This window comes from Streptomyces sp. NPDC056580 (genome assembly GCF_042793175.1).
Classification (GTDB): Bacteria; Actinomycetota; Actinomycetes; order Streptomycetales; family Streptomycetaceae; genus Streptomyces.
This window is the reverse complement of the sequence record NZ_JBHTVE010000007.1, coordinates 124,237-137,700: the sequence shown is the minus strand read 5'-3', so window position 1 is coordinate 137,700 and position 13,464 is coordinate 124,237. Positions and strand designations below refer to the sequence as shown.

Genomic DNA, 13,464 nt, shown 5'->3' with positions numbered 1-13,464 from the left:
CACCGTCAGGCCTTACCGATCAGCAGGATCGCGACGACCAGCCCGTACACGGCGATGCCCTCCGCCAGGCCGACGATCACCATGGCCCGGCCGAACATCTCCGGTCGTTCGCTCAGCGCGGCCAGCGCGGCGGCGCCCGTGTACGCGACGGCTATCGCCGCTCCCAACGAGGCTCCGGCCACCGCGATGGCCGCGCCGATCAGGGCGGACCCGTTGACCCCGCCGGACGCGGCGGCCCGCGCCGAGGCCAGCGCGGGACCCGTCAGCGCCGTGGTGAGGACGACCAGGGCGCCGCCCAGGAGAACGAGGTTCGCGGCCAGGAGCCAGCGGAAGGCGTGTCCGGCCCGGCGCCTCCGCAGCAACCGGACGACACCGAGCACCGCTACCAGGACCGGCAGGACGATCAGCCAGGTGAGCATGGGATCACCTTCGCAGCGGGTTCGGCAGGTTCCGCCGGGGGAACGTGCCAGGGACGGAACGGGCGACCCTCGGTCTCGAAGAGCCGGGAGAAGAGCTCGTAGAACTCCAGCCGCAGGGCCTGCACACCGGCCACCAGGGCCTCCAGGGCGAAGGAGACGGCCGTGCCCACGGTGAACAGCAGGGCGGCGCCCGCGACGCCGGCCGCGCCACGCCCCGCCAGAGCTGTGGTGCCGCGCCACACCAGGGCGGCGAGCGCGGCATGGGTGAGACCGAAGGCCGCGAGCCGGGCGAACGACAGGGTGTTCGTGCCGGTACGCACGACGACGTCGAACAGCCGCACCACCGTCTCGGCCACCCCCGCGCCGCCGCCCGCGGTGGCCCGGAACATGCCGAACGCCACCAGCGCCAGCCCGGCCACCGCGCAAACGGCCCCGGCCACCGCCCAGGCCTGGCGGTGCAGGAGCAGACCCGCCGAGACCTGGGCGAGCCCCAGGTAGAACAGCAGTCCGGCACACCCCGTGGCGGCGCAGAGGCCCACGGCCCAGCCGTTCTCCCGCACGCGGTTCACCGCGCCCGCGGCGTGGGCGAGCACCAGCAGACCGGCCCCGAGGGCCACGGCGGCGGCCAGCAGACGGGCGGGCTCGTCCAGCGGGCTCAGCCACAGCACCGGCAGCAGCCCGGTCGGCCCGAAGAACTCGCCGTAGGCGGCGCCCGCCAGCATGGCCGCGACTCCCGCGCCCGCCAGGAACGGCCACAGCCGGGTGAAACGCGCCAGGGCGCGGGGCCGCCCGAGGCGCAGGGCGAGTGCGCCGAGCACCAGCAGCGCGCCGTGTCCCACGTCCCCGAACATGATGCCGAACATGACGACGTAGGCCAGACCGGCCGGCCACGAGGGGTCGAGATCCGCGTAGGCCGGTGTGCCGTACGTCGACACCAGGGGCGTGAAGGAGGCGGCCCGGCCCGAGCGCAGCAGCGTCGGCGGATCCGTGCCCCGCGGCACGGGCAACGGCAACAGCGCGCCGCCCGCCGCGGCCAGCCGGTCCGCGACCCGCGGCACCTGCGCGGCCGGACACCACCCGGCCAGCGCCGCCACCTCCCCCTGCCGTACGGCGCCCTGCGCGCGCTCCTCCAGTTGTGCCTCACCGGCCAGCAGGGCGACGCGGCGCCGAAGGTCGAGCAGGCCGAGATCGGGCGCCGTGACGGCCAGGGCCGCCGGAGCGGCGCTCCCGGACCCGGACGACGTTCCCCGTCCGCGCAACCGCTGCAGCCGCACGGCCGCCTCGCCCGGAGCCGCCTCCTCGGCGCGGTCCAGTTCCACGCAGCCCTGCTCCGCTATCCGCACCAGCGCCTCCCGCAAGCCGGTCTGCGGTACGACCACCGCCACGCGGCGCATCCGGACCGGTGTCACCGCCTCAGACCAGGGCATCGAACGCCTCTCCCGGCCGTCCGCCGCGCGCCGCCGACTCCAGCGCGGCCCGCACCCGCCAGGCGTCCGCGGACAGCGACGCGACCGCGCCGACGACGACCGCGGGCCCGGTCCGGCCCTGTCGCAGCATCACCGCGCCCTCGGCCTGTACCGTCCGCCACCAGCGGGCCTCGGCGCGCCACAGCTCACCGGGCTCGTCGGCATCCGCCAGGACCCACCGGGCGGCCGAGGGCAGGCTCTCGCGGAACTCCCGGTAGGACGGGGCGGCCGGCGCCCGGGTCCCGAGCAGTCGTGCTGCGTCGCGACGCACGGACCGCGTGGGGGAGCGGCGGTGCACGAAGAGTTCTCGCGCGGTCAGCAGAACCGCGCGTCCCCGCGCCCAGCGGCGTGCGGGCGGGACGGACACGGCGACGCGCCGCGCCGCGGCCATGCGCATGCCGGTGACCAGGGCCCACGGAGTGTCGTCGCCCGGGTCGCCCCAGGGCGAGGCGGCGAGCGCCGCTCTCAGCTCCGCGAGCGTCCCGGCACCCTCCAGGCTCCGCCAGGCCGTCTCCAGGGCGCCGAGCCGGTACGGCTCCACCGGCTCGGCGCGCCCGCCCTCCGGCGCCGGCAGCCGGGACACCACGTTGGCGATCTCGAATCCCGAAGCGAGCGGAACCAGCAGGCGGGCGCCGCCGCGCGGCAGCCACCCGGCCAGCACCCGCAGCTGCCACAGGAGGGCCGCGGCCACCGCCCGCTGGGCGCCGGCAAGGCCGACGGCGGCCCGTGTGTACCGCGCGTACGGCGTCGTCGCGAGGCGCCGCAGGGCGTCGTCGAGCGTCGGACCCCGCGCGATCTCACGTGCCCCTTCGGCGCCCGGACACCTCGCGACGAAGGCCCGCGCCCGCACCGCCCCGGCGACCCACCCGGCACTCACGGATCCGCCGCCGTCCCGCTCGCCGGCCGCATGGCGTCGGCCACGGCGAGGTCCACCAGGTGCGGCATGCGCTCCCGTGCCCGCTCGCGAATCGCCGAGGCCCTGCGGTCGCCGGCCGCGCGCAGCGCGTCGGCCTCCCGTCGGGCTTCTCGCAGGAAGGGCTCCGCGGCCTGCCGGCGAACCTCCGGCGCCCCCTCCCGCGCGTCCGCGAGGAGACGTTCCGCTTCCCCTGAGGCCTCCTGCCGAAGAGCCTCCGCCCTCTGCTCCGCGGCCACACGGATCCGTGCCGCCTCCCGCTGAACGTCAGTCAGCCGGTCGAGGGCCGGCTGCAGTTCCGCCGCGCGCTCCGCCGCACGGTCGGCGGGCACGCCGGTCGCCGACGCTCCGGGCGTCCCCGCCGGACGGAACCGCTCCAGGAAGTCCCGCAGACTCATCGGCAGCCTCCTGCGGTCGGTGCCCCCTTCAGTTTCACCGTTCCCGGTCCGCACCGCACCGGATAGGGTCCTTACGCCGTTCCACCAGGGCCGTTCGGCTCTTGGCGCGGGCCACGGGCACGACAGACTGGGACGGTAGGCGACTCGACGGAGTCAGGAGGCCGCCGTGAACGCGCACGATGACTTCCGCGCGGAGGCCGACGCCCGGCAGGGTGTGCCCGCACGTGCCTGGAGCCCGGGAGAGACGGCTCGGCAGGACATGCTGCTCCGCTATCTCGGTGCGGTCGCCTCAGCCGCCGCCAGGCACTCCGGCAGTACGGCCGAGCAACCGGACACCGGGGAGCGGGCACCGGGGGAGCGGGCCCCGTCGGCCGGGACGCCCGCGCGGCGGCCGGGCCTCCCGCAGGAGCCCGGCACGCCCCTGGTGCGGGACGTGATGGACGTGCCCGCGACGTCCGTCGGCGAGGACCTGGCGTATCGCGACATCGCCCGGTTGCTGGCCCGCGAGCAGGTGGGCGCGCTCCCGGTCGTGGACTCCGAGGACCATGTCGTCGGCGTCGTCTCGGAGTCCGATCTGCTGGCCAAGGTCGCGTTCGAGGCTTCTGGTCACCGGCCCGGGCACATCGGCAGGCTGCGTGAACGCCGGATGCACGGCAAGGCCCGGGGCGAGACGGCCGCCGACCTGATGACGAGTCCCGCGATCACCGTGCTGCCGGGCACGACGGTGGCCGAGTCCGCCTGGCTCGCCGCGCTGTCCCGGCTGAAGCGGATGCCCGTCACCGATCGCGACGGCCGGCTCGTGGGCGTGGTGCGCCGTGACGCGTTGCTGGAGGCGCTGATCAGGGATGACGCCGGTATTCGAGTGGAAGTACAGGCCGCGCTCGAAGCCTGCTGCCCGCCGGCCGACCGCGAGGGGGTGGCCGTGACCGTGCACGACGGCATCGTGGAGCTGACGGGCCGGCTGACGCCGGCGACGATGGCCCGGCTGGTGGCGGAGGTCGAAGGGATCGCCGACGTCGTCGAGGTGAAGAACCTGCTCACCGCCGACTGAGCGAAGGTCCTGTGCGGATCTCCGGTCCGCGGAGGGACGCTCGGGCCCCGGTGGGGCCGTGTGGCCCCTGATCCTCCCGGCACCACGACGTCACGCTGGTGTCGGAACCCTCGCCGTGGGAGGTGGAGACGATGTCCCGCACCGTCACCGTCGGTGTCGACGACTCGCCCGAGAGCCGGGCCGCAGCGGAGTGGGCGGCGCGAGAAGCGCTGCTGCGCGGCCTGCCCCTCAAGATCATGTACATCTCGGAGCCGACTCCCCGGCTCCTGGCCAGGACACCTCTGCTGGATCCGGACACCTACCGGCACTGGGCGGAGCAGGTGACGAGGGAGTCCGCGGACGGCATCCGGCTTCGCCACCCGGGCATCGAGGTGATCACCGAGCGGCTCACCGGGACCCCGGCCGACCTGCTGTGCGAAGCGGCGGGCTTCGCCGAGCTGCTGGTCCTGGGCTCGCGGGCCCTCGGCGGGCTGGAGGGGTTCATGGTGGGCTCCGTGAGTCTGGGCGTGGTGGCCCGCGCCGAGCGGCCGGTGGTGCTGGTGCGGGCGGGGGAGCAGGCCGCCGACGAGCACAGGATGGATCCGGCGGGCGTTCCGTCCGCCGCTGCACCCTTCCGCCCCGTGGTTCTGGGGCTCGACATCGACCAGGCGGACGACACCCTGATGGAGTTCGCCTTCGACGCCGCCGCCCGGCGCAAGGCCACCCTGCGGGTCGTGCACGCCTGGTCGGAACCGCCGGCCTCGTTCCGCCGTTTCGCCGGCGATCCCGAACTCCACGACTCGCTCCAGCGCGGTCAGGCCGCTCTCCTGAGCAAGGTGCTGCAGCCCTGGCGGCAGAAGTTCCCCGACGTCGAGGTGATCGAGGCGAGCCGGTGCGGCAGCGCCCCGCAGGTCCTCGTCAACGCCTCCCGTGACGCCTCCCTGGCGGTCGTGGGCCGGCGCATCCGGACCAAGCCGTTCGGCGCCCGCATCGGCCACGTCGTCCACTCCGCCCTGCACCACATCGCCGCTCCGGTCGCGGTCGTCGCACACAGCTGACCTGCTCCTCCGCCGGGACCGGGGTGTCCGAGCCCCGGGAATGCGCTGCTGGACGGTGTTGTTGACGAGGCTGTCTGGCATGGCGAAGTCAATCCGCTCGGGATGTCGGACAAGCGAAGGAGGCTCCCCATGGCACGCAGCACCGCACGGCCCGTCGTCACGCTGAGGTCGACGGCCGGAACCGGTACCGCACACGTGACCCGCAAGAACCGTCTGAACGATCCCGACCGGCTGGTCCTGCGCAAGTACGACCCCGTGATCGGCAAGCACGTCCCGTTCCGCGAGGAACGCTGACCCCTCCGGCCCGCCACTGACCGCGGGCCCGTCCGATCTTCCGAGAGGAGGCCTTCATGAAGGTGCGCAAGTCCCTGCGCTCGCTGAAGTCCAAGCCCGGCGCCCAAGTGGTGCGCCGACGGGGCGTGACCTTCGTCATCAACAAGAAGGACCCCCGCTTCAAGGCCCGCCAGGGCTGACAATGAAGGCCCCTGGTCCCCGGTTCAGTGCCGGGACCAGGGGCCTTTCGCCGCTCCGAAGGCGGCTACTCGGCGCCGAAGCCACCGACGCTCCCGGTCCCGAGAGTGCGGCACCGCACTGCGCCTGTCGCGTGGTGCCCCGGCAATCCCGTTTGTGCGGGACGGCCGTCGGGGACTCCGTTGACCATGGGTGACTACAGCGACAGCATCACGGTGAGCACATCGACCGCAGCCTGGAGGAAGCCCTGAGCGGCATCAAAGAGGCAGTGGAGCGCGAGGAAACGCTGAGGACCGCCTGCACCACCGGCGCCGTGACGGGCGGTCTGCCCCTCGGGCCCCCAGCCCCAGCCCGAGCCCCCAGGCTCCGGACCGTTTCGCGGGTCGACAACTCACGCCGGCCGGAGTTCCAGGGTCACGGCACGGTCGCGCACGGGCAGCAGACACCCCTCGCGCTCGCTGCACGCCCCGTAGGTGAGGAACACCCGCGCACGGTCCCGGCCGGTCTCCTCGACCCGCCGCACGGGGAGTTCGAGGGTCACCCGGCCGTCCTCATAGACCGGCAGCCGGACGCCGAGGCCCTCGGGGCGCAGTACGCGCTGCTGGGCGTCGGTGGTCGCCGGGCCCGTGGGCCGCAGGGCGCCTTCAGCCCGGATGCGGGTCGGGATGCCGATCCCGTCGACGCCGCCGTCCGGAAGGGCGAGGCTGTACACATGGAAGCCCGCCCGCTCCGGCCGCAGTTCGGCGAGGACCCGCAAGCCGTCGTCGCGCGGCTCCACACGGACCGACACGGCCACGCCACCCGCCGAGAACGGGGCGGCCACGGCTGCGGGACCGCTCTCCCGCGCCGCCCCCGCACAGCCGGTGAGGGGAAGGGCGAGGGCCACCAGCGCGAGCACCGCGGCCGTGTTCGCTGCGCCGGCTCGGAGCCGGGCGGTCATGCCCATCGCTTCAGGAACTCCTCCACCTGGTCGGCCGACATGGTTCGCGCGTTGGAGAACTCGCCCCGGTTCGTCGCCACCTTGGTCCGGCCGGAGGCGGGGTCGAGGACGACCAGTGCCGGTATACCGCTCGTTCCCAGGTGCACGTAGCGCGCGGCCACATCCAGATTGTGGTCGAACTCCCCGACGTCGACGGTCACCACGTGGTATCCGGCGAGCGCCTCGGACGGCCCGGGCTCCTCGAAACGGGCGCCCAGGACACGGCAGTCCAGGCACCAGTCGGCGCCGAAATCGACGAGCACGGGATGGCCGTCCTTCTTCCCCGCCGCGAGAGCCGCCTCGATGCCCGCCGCCGCGTTCGCGTGCGGGTCGTAGCCGTGCGCGGGCTTCGCGGGCGCGGCGGAAGCGGGGGAGGTGGCCGGCGCCGCCTGTCGGGTGTCGCGAGTGGCCGCGACAGGGGGAGGGGTGCCGTGGGACGTTGAGGACTCACCGGCACAACCGGTGAGTGCCAGCAGGGCGATTACGGCCAATCGCAGCGGGGCCGGGAACAGGTGACGTCTCACGTGACTCCTCATCGTCTCTCCCGTCGAAAGCCACGCGGCCCCTTCGGGTGCGCTGACGCGCACGCGTGATCCAACCACGCGTTCGGCAGGCGGGCGCACCGTTTTCGGAGGCAGCCCGCGAGCCGCGCCGAAGCGGTAGCTTGAGCTCGCCAAGGGGAGGGCGGGGATGAAGTTCTCATTGTTGAACGACGAGCCGGTGACCGAGGCGGACGCCGATCTGCTGAGCGTCGGCCGGGCCGCCGGGGAGCTGGCCCGGCTGCTGCACGACTCCCGCACCTCCACACCCTTCACCCTGGCCGTCGACGCCGGGTGGGGGATGGGCAAGAGCAGCCTCATGCGGCTGGTCGAGGCGGAGCTGCGGAAGCAGCAGGACACGGTGACCGTCTGGTACAACGCGTGGACGTCGACCGGTGCGGACGCGCTGGAGGGACTGATCAAGTCCGTCCTGATGCGGTTCGACCGTCGGGTGTTGCGGCGTGCGCTCAACCGTCTTGCCGAGCGGCGGACGCTGGTCACCGCCGCCCGCACGGTGGCCACCGTGGCCGCGGCCCCGCTCGGCGTCGCGGGGCTGGTCGACCGGTTATGGCAGGAGCTGTCCATCGACGCCCCGTCCCGCAACGCGATGCGGGACGCGTTGCGCGAGCTGGCCACGGAGTGGGCTCAGGCCGCCGAACACGCGCCCCAGCGGCTGCTCGTGGTCTTCATCGACGACCTGGACCGCTGCTCGGAGGAGACGGTGCTCGCGGTGTGCGAGGCGGTGAAGGTCTACCTCGACGTCCCGGGCCTGGCCTTCGTCATCGGCTGCGACCGTTCGGCCCTCGGCCCGTCCGGCCTGCTGCGGGAGCTGTCACCGGCCGGATCGGCGTTCATGGAGAAGATCTTCCAGACGAGCTACCGGCTACCGGCACCCGCACCGGACGACATCGAGGTCTACGTCCGCCGGTGCGCGCTTCGTTCCGGTCTGCGCGAGCTGCTGGACGCCGACCTGGTGAAGCTGATCGCCGAGCGCTCCGCCCGCAACCCGCGCCGGATCAAGCGGCTCATCAACGGCTTCGGGCTGGAGTACGGTCTCAACCCCGTATGGGGCCGGTTCGCTCCCGAAGCAGTGATCAGGATGTTGCTGCTCCAGCACCTGTACGCCGACTTCTACCGCAACCTGCTCGCGGGCGACCGGAGTCATCCGGACACGGCCCGGGAGTTCCTGGACTACCGCAGGGCCCGCAGGGTGCTGAGCAGGCCGACGGTGCCGCCGGATCCGCAGGACTGGCGGATCACCGTCTCCTGCGTCCTGGAGCACGGCATGACCGCGCCACTGCGAGACCAGCCCGAGGAGTGGGGGGCATTGCTGGCCCGGCTGGAGGAGTACCTCCCCACCGGCTTCCCGGCTCTGGAGCGGGACCAGAACTTCGTGACGCTCCTGCAGGAGCTGATGGCCCTGGACGGCGCCGACGAACTGCTGCGCGTACTCCAGCACGGTGCCGCTTCGGTCACTTCCGTGTACGCCGGCCAGGAACCACTCGCCGTGGATGAGGAGAGCCCCGGCTCCTCGACTCCCTACCTCGGCTTCCACGTGCTCTGGGTGGACGACAACCCACAGGGCAACGGCCTGCATGTGCAGCGGCTGGAGGCGCGAGGGGCGCGGGTCTGGCTCGCCTCCGACGACCAGGAAGCCGAGCGCGTCCTGGCCGGGACCCGAGTCGACCTGTTGCTCTCCGACGTGGGGCGAGGCACGGACAGCGACGCGGGGTTCGTCGCGCTGCGGCGCTGGCGTGACAGCGGGCGCTACCGCGGGCCGGCGATCTTCTACACCGGTCGGATCACCCCGAACCGTGTGGAGCAGAGCGACCGCCTCGGCGCGCAGATCACCACGTCCAGTGCGGAGTTGAGCCGGATGATGGACGCCCTCGTCCGGGCGGCCGCGGAGCACCCGCGCGGCTGACCTCCAGTCCCGCGGGGGAGTGGTCTCACGCGCTCGACCTGGTCAGGACCCGGTCCTGGATACGCCCGCCCCCCGAGGGACCGCGGCCCGCAGTTCCCTCACCAAGGCCCGCACGACGGCGGATCCCGCCAGTTCAGGCGTGGTGACGTAGCCGACCTGGCGGGTCGGGCGATCGGGGCCGAGATCGGTGATACGCACCGAGCCCGGTGCTCCGGCCAGGGAGAGCGCGGGCATGATCGCCATCCCGTGGCCGCCGCTCACCAAGGAGAGCACCGCTCCGTCGTCCTCGGCCTCGACGGTGGCCTTCGGGATCCAGTCCTGCGCGGCCCACCAGTCGCGGGTGTACGAGCCACAGTTCTCGGCCCAGTCGACCAGCGGCAGCGAGCGCGGTGCGGCGTGACCGGACGCGTGCACCAGGGCGTACGGCTCCTCGAAAAGCCGGCTCGTGACCAGACCCGGTGGAAGCGGTGCTCGGCCGCCCAGGGTGGCGATGGCCATGTCGGCCTTCCCGTCGGCGACTTCGCCGGCGGTACCGCGCCCCACCTCGCGCACGATCCGCACCCGCGGCTCGATCCCGGGATGCCGGGCACGCAGCCGCCGGAGCGCGGGCGGCAGCAGGTGCAGAGCGGCGCTGCGGAAAGCCGCGATCCGCAGGGGCCCTTCCGCCGCGCCGGGCCGGGCCGCCCCGCGCACCTCGGCGGTCAGTACGTCGAGCAGGCGCAGGATGTGCCGGGCGTGCGCGACGGCCTTCGCTCCGGCAGGGGTGGGGCGGGCGCCGGCGCGGCCGCGTTCGAACAGGACGGCACCGATCTTGCGCTCGCTGCCGCGCACCGAGTGGGAGACCGCGGACTGCGTCAGCCGGAGCGTCTCGGCCGCGGCGGAGAAGCCGCCGGTGTCCGCGACCGCCACCAGGACGCGCAGTTCGTGCGGAGCCAGATCGGAGTCGGACCTGCGGGCCACGGGGCGCTCACCTCGGCGTATGAGAACTGCTCATGGAAGGGCGTGTCACATGAGCCCAACCGGCTGCCCGGCAGGCGCATTCCCGGCCTACGGTCCCGGCATGAACGAGACCGCGCTCACCGTGCACCAGACCGCCCGCCCCCACGGGTTCCCCACTCCGGCGCACTTCGCCTTCGTCGAGTCCGCGCTTCCCGAACCCCCGGCCGGAGCCGCGCTCGTGGAGAACCTCTACTGGTCCGTGGACCCCTACCACCGCGAGATGATGGACGACGTGCCCGGCGGCTTCGCGCTGGGCGTACCGCTGGAGGGGCGCTCCATCGGGCGGGTCATCGCCTCGCGCACGCCTCGGCTGTGCGAGGGCGAGATCGTGTTCCACCGCCGGGGCTGGCGCACGCACGCCGTGGTCACGCCCGAGGAGACGCGGAAGCTGCCGCGCTTCGACGGGGTGCCCCTGACCGCCTACCTGAGCACCCTCGGTGGCACCGGGCTGACCGCCTACGTGGGCCTGACCCGTATCGCCCGGCTCCAAGAGGGCGAGGACCTGTTCGTGTCGGCCGCCGCGGGCGGTGTCGGCACCGCGGCCGGGCGGTTCGCCCGGCTGCTCGGTGCCGGACGGCTCGTGGGCAGTACCGGTTCGGCGGCGAAGGCCGTCCATCTCGTGCGCGAAGTCGGTTACGACGCCGCCTTCGACTACCACGAGGGGCCCGCCGACGATCTGCTCCGCAAGGCGGCGCCGGACGGCGTCGACGTGTTCGTGGACAACGTGGGCGGCGGACAACTGGCGGCTGCGGTACGAGCGTTGCGTGAGTTCGGACGCATCGTGCGCGTCGGCACGATCAGCCAGTACAACGACCCCGACGCGTCGGCGCCACGCTTCGACCACGCGGACATCGTGGAGAAGAGCATCCGTATGGAGGGCTTCCTGGTCAGCAACTACCGCCATCTCCAGGAGGAGTTGTACGAGTTCGCCGTGCCGCATCTGCAGAGTGGACGCCTCGCCCTGGACGAGACGGTCGTCGACGGGTTCGAGCACATCGTGGACGCGTTCCTGGCGATGCTGAGCGGCGGGAACACCGGCAAGATCATCGTGCGGGGCCGCACAGAACGGATGCCCGGGTCTCGGCCGTGGGTCCTGGCCGATGGCTTGCCACAGAGGTCCTAGGCTCGGTGACATGACTATTCAGCGGATGGACAACGTCGCCATCGTCGTCGACGATCTGGACGCGGCTGTCGCCTTCTTCGCCGAGCTCGGCATGGAGCTGGAGGGCAAGGCACAGATCGAGGGTCTCTTCGCGGACCTCACCGTCGGACTCGACGGCGTCCGCAGCGACATCGCGATGATGCGGACCCCGGACGGCCACAGCAAGCTGGAGCTGACCAAATACCACACGCCCGCGGTGGCCGACACCGAGCCGCGCAACCCTCCGCCCAACACGCTGGGCCTGCACCGCGTCATGTTCGCCGTCGACGACATCGACGACACCATCGCCCGCCTGCGCGCCCACGGCGCCGAACTCCTCGGCGAGGTGGCGCGGTACGAGAACATCTTCCGGCTCTGCTACCTCCGCGGCCCCGCGGGCATCATCGTCGCCCTGGCCGAACAGACCGGCTGACGCGGGTCCGCTGCCCGGAGGACGGGGCTCGCGCGCTCGGTGCCGGCCCTCACCGGTTGAAGGTGGACCGCCTGTACGGCACGGCGCTCGACGTCGACGGCTAGGACAGCAACGGCCTAGACGGAGCAACGCCTCTGCTCCTGACTTTGATCAGGCACGACATGACACCGGGCATCGCCATGGGGTCAAGGCCTCATTACCTGTGCGGTAATCGCGCGGTGAAGCGGGACGCGGCATGGTGAAGCCATCGGGTTCGGGCCGGCGCACTCCGGCTCGCACCCGGCCCAACCGGGCCAGACGCCATGTCATCTCACCGAAACGGGAGTCCCGCCATGTCGATCTATGCTGCCGCCGTCGCCCGCTACTTCGAGGCCTGGAACGCCACCGACGCCGACACGCTCGCCAAGGCGGTCGCCGCCGCGTGGTCCGAGGACGGCACCTACACCGACCCGCTGGCCGACGTGCGCGGCCACGAGCAGATCACCGCGGTCATCCAGGCGGCACACGAGCAGTTCCCCGGCTTCGAGTTCAAGCTGGCCGGCGACGTGGACGGCAACCATCACATCGCCCGCTTCCGCTGGGAGCTGGTGTCCACCGCCGACGGCTCGGCTCCCGTCGCCGGCTCGGACGTGATCACCCTGACCGAGGACGGCCGGATCACTGCCGTCCTCGGCTTCCTCGACCGGCTCCCGCAAGCCTGACCCCGCAGTCCCGCGCCCCGGCCCAGCCGGGGCAAGCCCCCCACCACGCCGGCGTCGACCCGACGCCGCCAGGCGCGGACCCTTGCGCGTACAGCGCCCATGCTGCTGACGGTGGCTCCGCACGCGCCCGGCCGTTGCCGCAGTCACGGTCGCGCCCGCGCCCTCGGACGCCCGGGGGACGGCCCGTCGTCGACCGCCACCCGTACTGCGATCACAGGCGGATCGGGTCGAGGAGTTGGGGGCCGTTGTTGCGGACATTGTTGACGGCCGTGGAGACGGGGCGCGCATCGAGGTGTCCGCCGGCGGGTTGGTCGAGGAGAGCGCGCAGGTGGTCGGAGTCCTGGTGGGTGGGGTCGAGCCAGGCCTCGTAGTGGTTCTCGGTCAGCGCCAGCGGCATACGCGGATGCACACGGCCGGCCGCATCGGTGGCCTCGGTGGTGATGATCGTGCAGGTCATCAGCCAGGCGGCCGGGTCGTCATGCTGAGTGACGGCCGGGTCGCGCCAGTATTCGTACAGCCCGGCGAGCGCCATCACCTGGTCGTCCTCGGGATGGATGAAATACGGCTGCTTGCGGGCCTTACCGGTGACCGGGTCCTTACCGGGCTGCCACTCGTAGAAGCCGTCCGCTGGGAGCAGGCAGCGGCGTTTGGCGAACGCGCGGCGGAAGGCCGGCTTCTCGTGCACGGTCTCCACCCGGGCATTGATCATCCGCGCCCCGATCTTCGGCTCCTTCGCCCAGGACGGCACCAGACCCCAGCGCAGGGGCCGCAACTCCCTCGCGGGCGCAGTGGCACCGTCATCGCCGCGGGGGGTGCGTTCCAGAACGGCCCAGACGTCATCGGTCGGGGCGACGTTCCAGCTCGGTGCGAGCACCTCCGTGACCGGCCACTCGTCGACGTGGAACAGCTGCGCCAAGTCCTGCGGGCGCCGGGTGGAGACGTATCGACCGCACATGCGCCCACCCTCTCACCGCCCAGCCGCGCACGGGCCGA

At 72.8% G+C, this 13,464-nt stretch carries 16 protein-coding genes; 8 read left to right on the top strand and 8 right to left on the bottom strand.

The window, feature by feature from the left end:
* Positions 1 to 5 precede the first annotated feature (5 nt).
* From ACFQ9Z_RS17120 to ACFQ9Z_RS17105, 4 genes are read right to left on the bottom strand one after another with little or no spacing between them, the layout of a single operon-like run.
* Positions 6 to 419, bottom strand: coding sequence for an ATP synthase subunit C (locus ACFQ9Z_RS17120; protein WP_383017594.1), 414 nt, complete (start codon positions 417 to 419; stop codon positions 6 to 8).
* Positions 404 to 1,846, bottom strand: coding sequence for a V-type ATPase 116kDa subunit family protein (locus ACFQ9Z_RS17115; RefSeq protein WP_383017591.1), 1,443 nt, complete (start codon positions 1,844 to 1,846; stop codon positions 404 to 406). The genes ACFQ9Z_RS17120 and ACFQ9Z_RS17115 overlap by 16 nt, the downstream gene beginning before the upstream one ends.
* Positions 1,833 to 2,762 carry a hypothetical protein gene (locus tag ACFQ9Z_RS17110; protein ID WP_383017588.1) on the bottom strand — a complete coding sequence of 310 codons (930 nt, stop codon included), beginning with the start codon at positions 2,760 to 2,762 and terminating at the stop codon, positions 1,833 to 1,835. Before ACFQ9Z_RS17110 ends, ACFQ9Z_RS17115 begins: the two co-directional genes overlap by 14 nt.
* Positions 2,759 to 3,196: a hypothetical protein gene (locus ACFQ9Z_RS17105; protein ID WP_383017585.1), complete on the bottom strand. Its 438-nt coding sequence runs from the start codon at positions 3,194 to 3,196 to the stop codon at positions 2,759 to 2,761. Before ACFQ9Z_RS17105 ends, ACFQ9Z_RS17110 begins: the two co-directional genes overlap by 4 nt.
* A 166-nt stretch (positions 3,197 to 3,362) precedes the next feature.
* Here ACFQ9Z_RS17105 and ACFQ9Z_RS17100 point away from each other — a divergent pair, with 166 nt between their 5' ends.
* The 4 genes from ACFQ9Z_RS17100 to ykgO all read left to right on the top strand — a co-directional run bounded on the left by ACFQ9Z_RS17100 (position 3,363) and on the right by ykgO (position 5,757).
* The gene (locus ACFQ9Z_RS17100) at positions 3,363 to 4,247 is read left to right on the top strand and encodes a CBS domain-containing protein (RefSeq protein ID WP_383017581.1); all 885 of its coding nucleotides are present in this window, start codon (positions 3,363 to 3,365) and stop codon (positions 4,245 to 4,247) included.
* A 131-nt stretch (positions 4,248 to 4,378) separates the two neighbouring features.
* Positions 4,379 to 5,284, top strand: coding sequence for a universal stress protein (locus ACFQ9Z_RS17095; RefSeq protein WP_383017577.1), 906 nt, complete (start codon positions 4,379 to 4,381; stop codon positions 5,282 to 5,284).
* Between the two features lie 129 nt (positions 5,285 to 5,413).
* Positions 5,414 to 5,578 carry a 50S ribosomal protein L33 gene (rpmG, locus tag ACFQ9Z_RS17090; protein WP_383017574.1) on the top strand — a complete coding sequence of 55 codons (165 nt, stop codon included), beginning with the start codon at positions 5,414 to 5,416 and terminating at the stop codon, positions 5,576 to 5,578.
* Positions 5,579 to 5,634: 56 nt separating this feature from the next.
* The gene (gene ykgO, locus ACFQ9Z_RS17085; RefSeq protein ID WP_028801377.1) at positions 5,635 to 5,757 is read left to right on the top strand and encodes a type B 50S ribosomal protein L36; all 123 of its coding nucleotides are present in this window, start codon (positions 5,635 to 5,637) and stop codon (positions 5,755 to 5,757) included.
* A 389-nt stretch (positions 5,758 to 6,146) separates the two neighbouring features.
* Here the strand turns inward: ykgO and ACFQ9Z_RS17080 are convergent, their stop codons facing one another.
* A complete protein-coding gene (locus tag ACFQ9Z_RS17080; RefSeq protein WP_383017570.1) occupies positions 6,147 to 6,701 on the bottom strand; it encodes a hypothetical protein in 555 nt (184 codons plus the stop codon).
* Complete coding sequence (locus ACFQ9Z_RS17075) at positions 6,692 to 7,258, bottom strand: thioredoxin family protein (RefSeq protein WP_383017567.1); 567 nt, start codon at positions 7,256 to 7,258, stop codon at positions 6,692 to 6,694. The genes ACFQ9Z_RS17080 and ACFQ9Z_RS17075 overlap by 10 nt, the downstream gene beginning before the upstream one ends.
* A 166-nt stretch (positions 7,259 to 7,424) precedes the next feature.
* Here ACFQ9Z_RS17075 and ACFQ9Z_RS17070 point away from each other — a divergent pair, with 166 nt between their 5' ends.
* A complete protein-coding gene (locus ACFQ9Z_RS17070) occupies positions 7,425 to 9,197 on the top strand; it encodes a P-loop NTPase fold protein (protein WP_383017564.1) in 1,773 nt (590 codons plus the stop codon).
* Positions 9,198 to 9,239: 42 nt separating this feature from the next.
* Here the strand turns inward: ACFQ9Z_RS17070 and ACFQ9Z_RS17065 are convergent, their stop codons facing one another.
* Complete coding sequence (locus ACFQ9Z_RS17065; RefSeq protein WP_383017561.1) at positions 9,240 to 10,157, bottom strand: LysR family transcriptional regulator; 918 nt, start codon at positions 10,155 to 10,157, stop codon at positions 9,240 to 9,242.
* Positions 10,158 to 10,257: 100 nt separating this feature from the next.
* On the opposite strand from ACFQ9Z_RS17065, the gene ACFQ9Z_RS17060 reads away from it, so the two are divergent.
* From ACFQ9Z_RS17060 to ACFQ9Z_RS17050, 3 genes are all read left to right on the top strand, one after another.
* The gene (locus tag ACFQ9Z_RS17060) at positions 10,258 to 11,319 is read left to right on the top strand and encodes a zinc-binding dehydrogenase (RefSeq protein WP_383017558.1); all 1,062 of its coding nucleotides are present in this window, start codon (positions 10,258 to 10,260) and stop codon (positions 11,317 to 11,319) included.
* A 10-nt stretch (positions 11,320 to 11,329) separates the two neighbouring features.
* Positions 11,330 to 11,770 carry a VOC family protein gene (locus ACFQ9Z_RS17055; protein ID WP_383017555.1) on the top strand — a complete coding sequence of 147 codons (441 nt, stop codon included), beginning with the start codon at positions 11,330 to 11,332 and terminating at the stop codon, positions 11,768 to 11,770.
* A gap of 332 nt (positions 11,771 to 12,102) precedes the next feature.
* Positions 12,103 to 12,471 (top strand): nuclear transport factor 2 family protein, encoded by a 369-nt coding sequence (locus ACFQ9Z_RS17050; protein WP_383017552.1) that lies wholly within the window; start codon positions 12,103 to 12,105, stop codon positions 12,469 to 12,471.
* Positions 12,472 to 12,682: 211 nt separating this feature from the next.
* Here the strand turns inward: ACFQ9Z_RS17050 and ACFQ9Z_RS17045 are convergent, their stop codons facing one another.
* The gene (locus ACFQ9Z_RS17045) at positions 12,683 to 13,426 is read right to left on the bottom strand and encodes an SOS response-associated peptidase (protein WP_383017549.1); all 744 of its coding nucleotides are present in this window, start codon (positions 13,424 to 13,426) and stop codon (positions 12,683 to 12,685) included.
* Positions 13,427 to 13,464: the final 38 nt, after the last annotated feature.

Bases quoted from the DNA above. Each gene is read 5' to 3' on its own strand.
- ACFQ9Z_RS17080 (WP_383017570.1), bottom strand. From the start codon at position 6,701: ATGGGCATGACCGCCCGGCTCCGAGCCGGCGCAGCGAACACGGCCGCG.
- rpmG (WP_383017574.1), top strand. From the start codon at position 5,414: ATGGCACGCAGCACCGCACGGCCCGTCGTCACGCTGAGGTCGACGGCC.
- ACFQ9Z_RS17120 (WP_383017594.1), bottom strand. From the start codon at position 419: ATGCTCACCTGGCTGATCGTCCTGCCGGTCCTGGTAGCGGTGCTCGGT.
- ACFQ9Z_RS17045 (WP_383017549.1), bottom strand. From the start codon at position 13,426: ATGTGCGGTCGATACGTCTCCACCCGGCGCCCGCAGGACTTGGCGCAG.
- ykgO (WP_028801377.1), top strand. From the start codon at position 5,635: ATGAAGGTGCGCAAGTCCCTGCGCTCGCTGAAGTCCAAGCCCGGCGCC.
- ACFQ9Z_RS17095 (WP_383017577.1), top strand. From the start codon at position 4,379: ATGTCCCGCACCGTCACCGTCGGTGTCGACGACTCGCCCGAGAGCCGG.
- ACFQ9Z_RS17070 (WP_383017564.1), top strand. From the start codon at position 7,425: ATGAAGTTCTCATTGTTGAACGACGAGCCGGTGACCGAGGCGGACGCC.
- ACFQ9Z_RS17105 (WP_383017585.1), bottom strand. From the start codon at position 3,196: ATGAGTCTGCGGGACTTCCTGGAGCGGTTCCGTCCGGCGGGGACGCCC.
- ACFQ9Z_RS17115 (WP_383017591.1), bottom strand. From the start codon at position 1,846: ATGCCCTGGTCTGAGGCGGTGACACCGGTCCGGATGCGCCGCGTGGCG.
- ACFQ9Z_RS17050 (WP_383017552.1), top strand. From the start codon at position 12,103: ATGTCGATCTATGCTGCCGCCGTCGCCCGCTACTTCGAGGCCTGGAAC.
- ACFQ9Z_RS17055 (WP_383017555.1), top strand. From the start codon at position 11,330: ATGACTATTCAGCGGATGGACAACGTCGCCATCGTCGTCGACGATCTG.
- ACFQ9Z_RS17060 (WP_383017558.1), top strand. From the start codon at position 10,258: ATGAACGAGACCGCGCTCACCGTGCACCAGACCGCCCGCCCCCACGGG.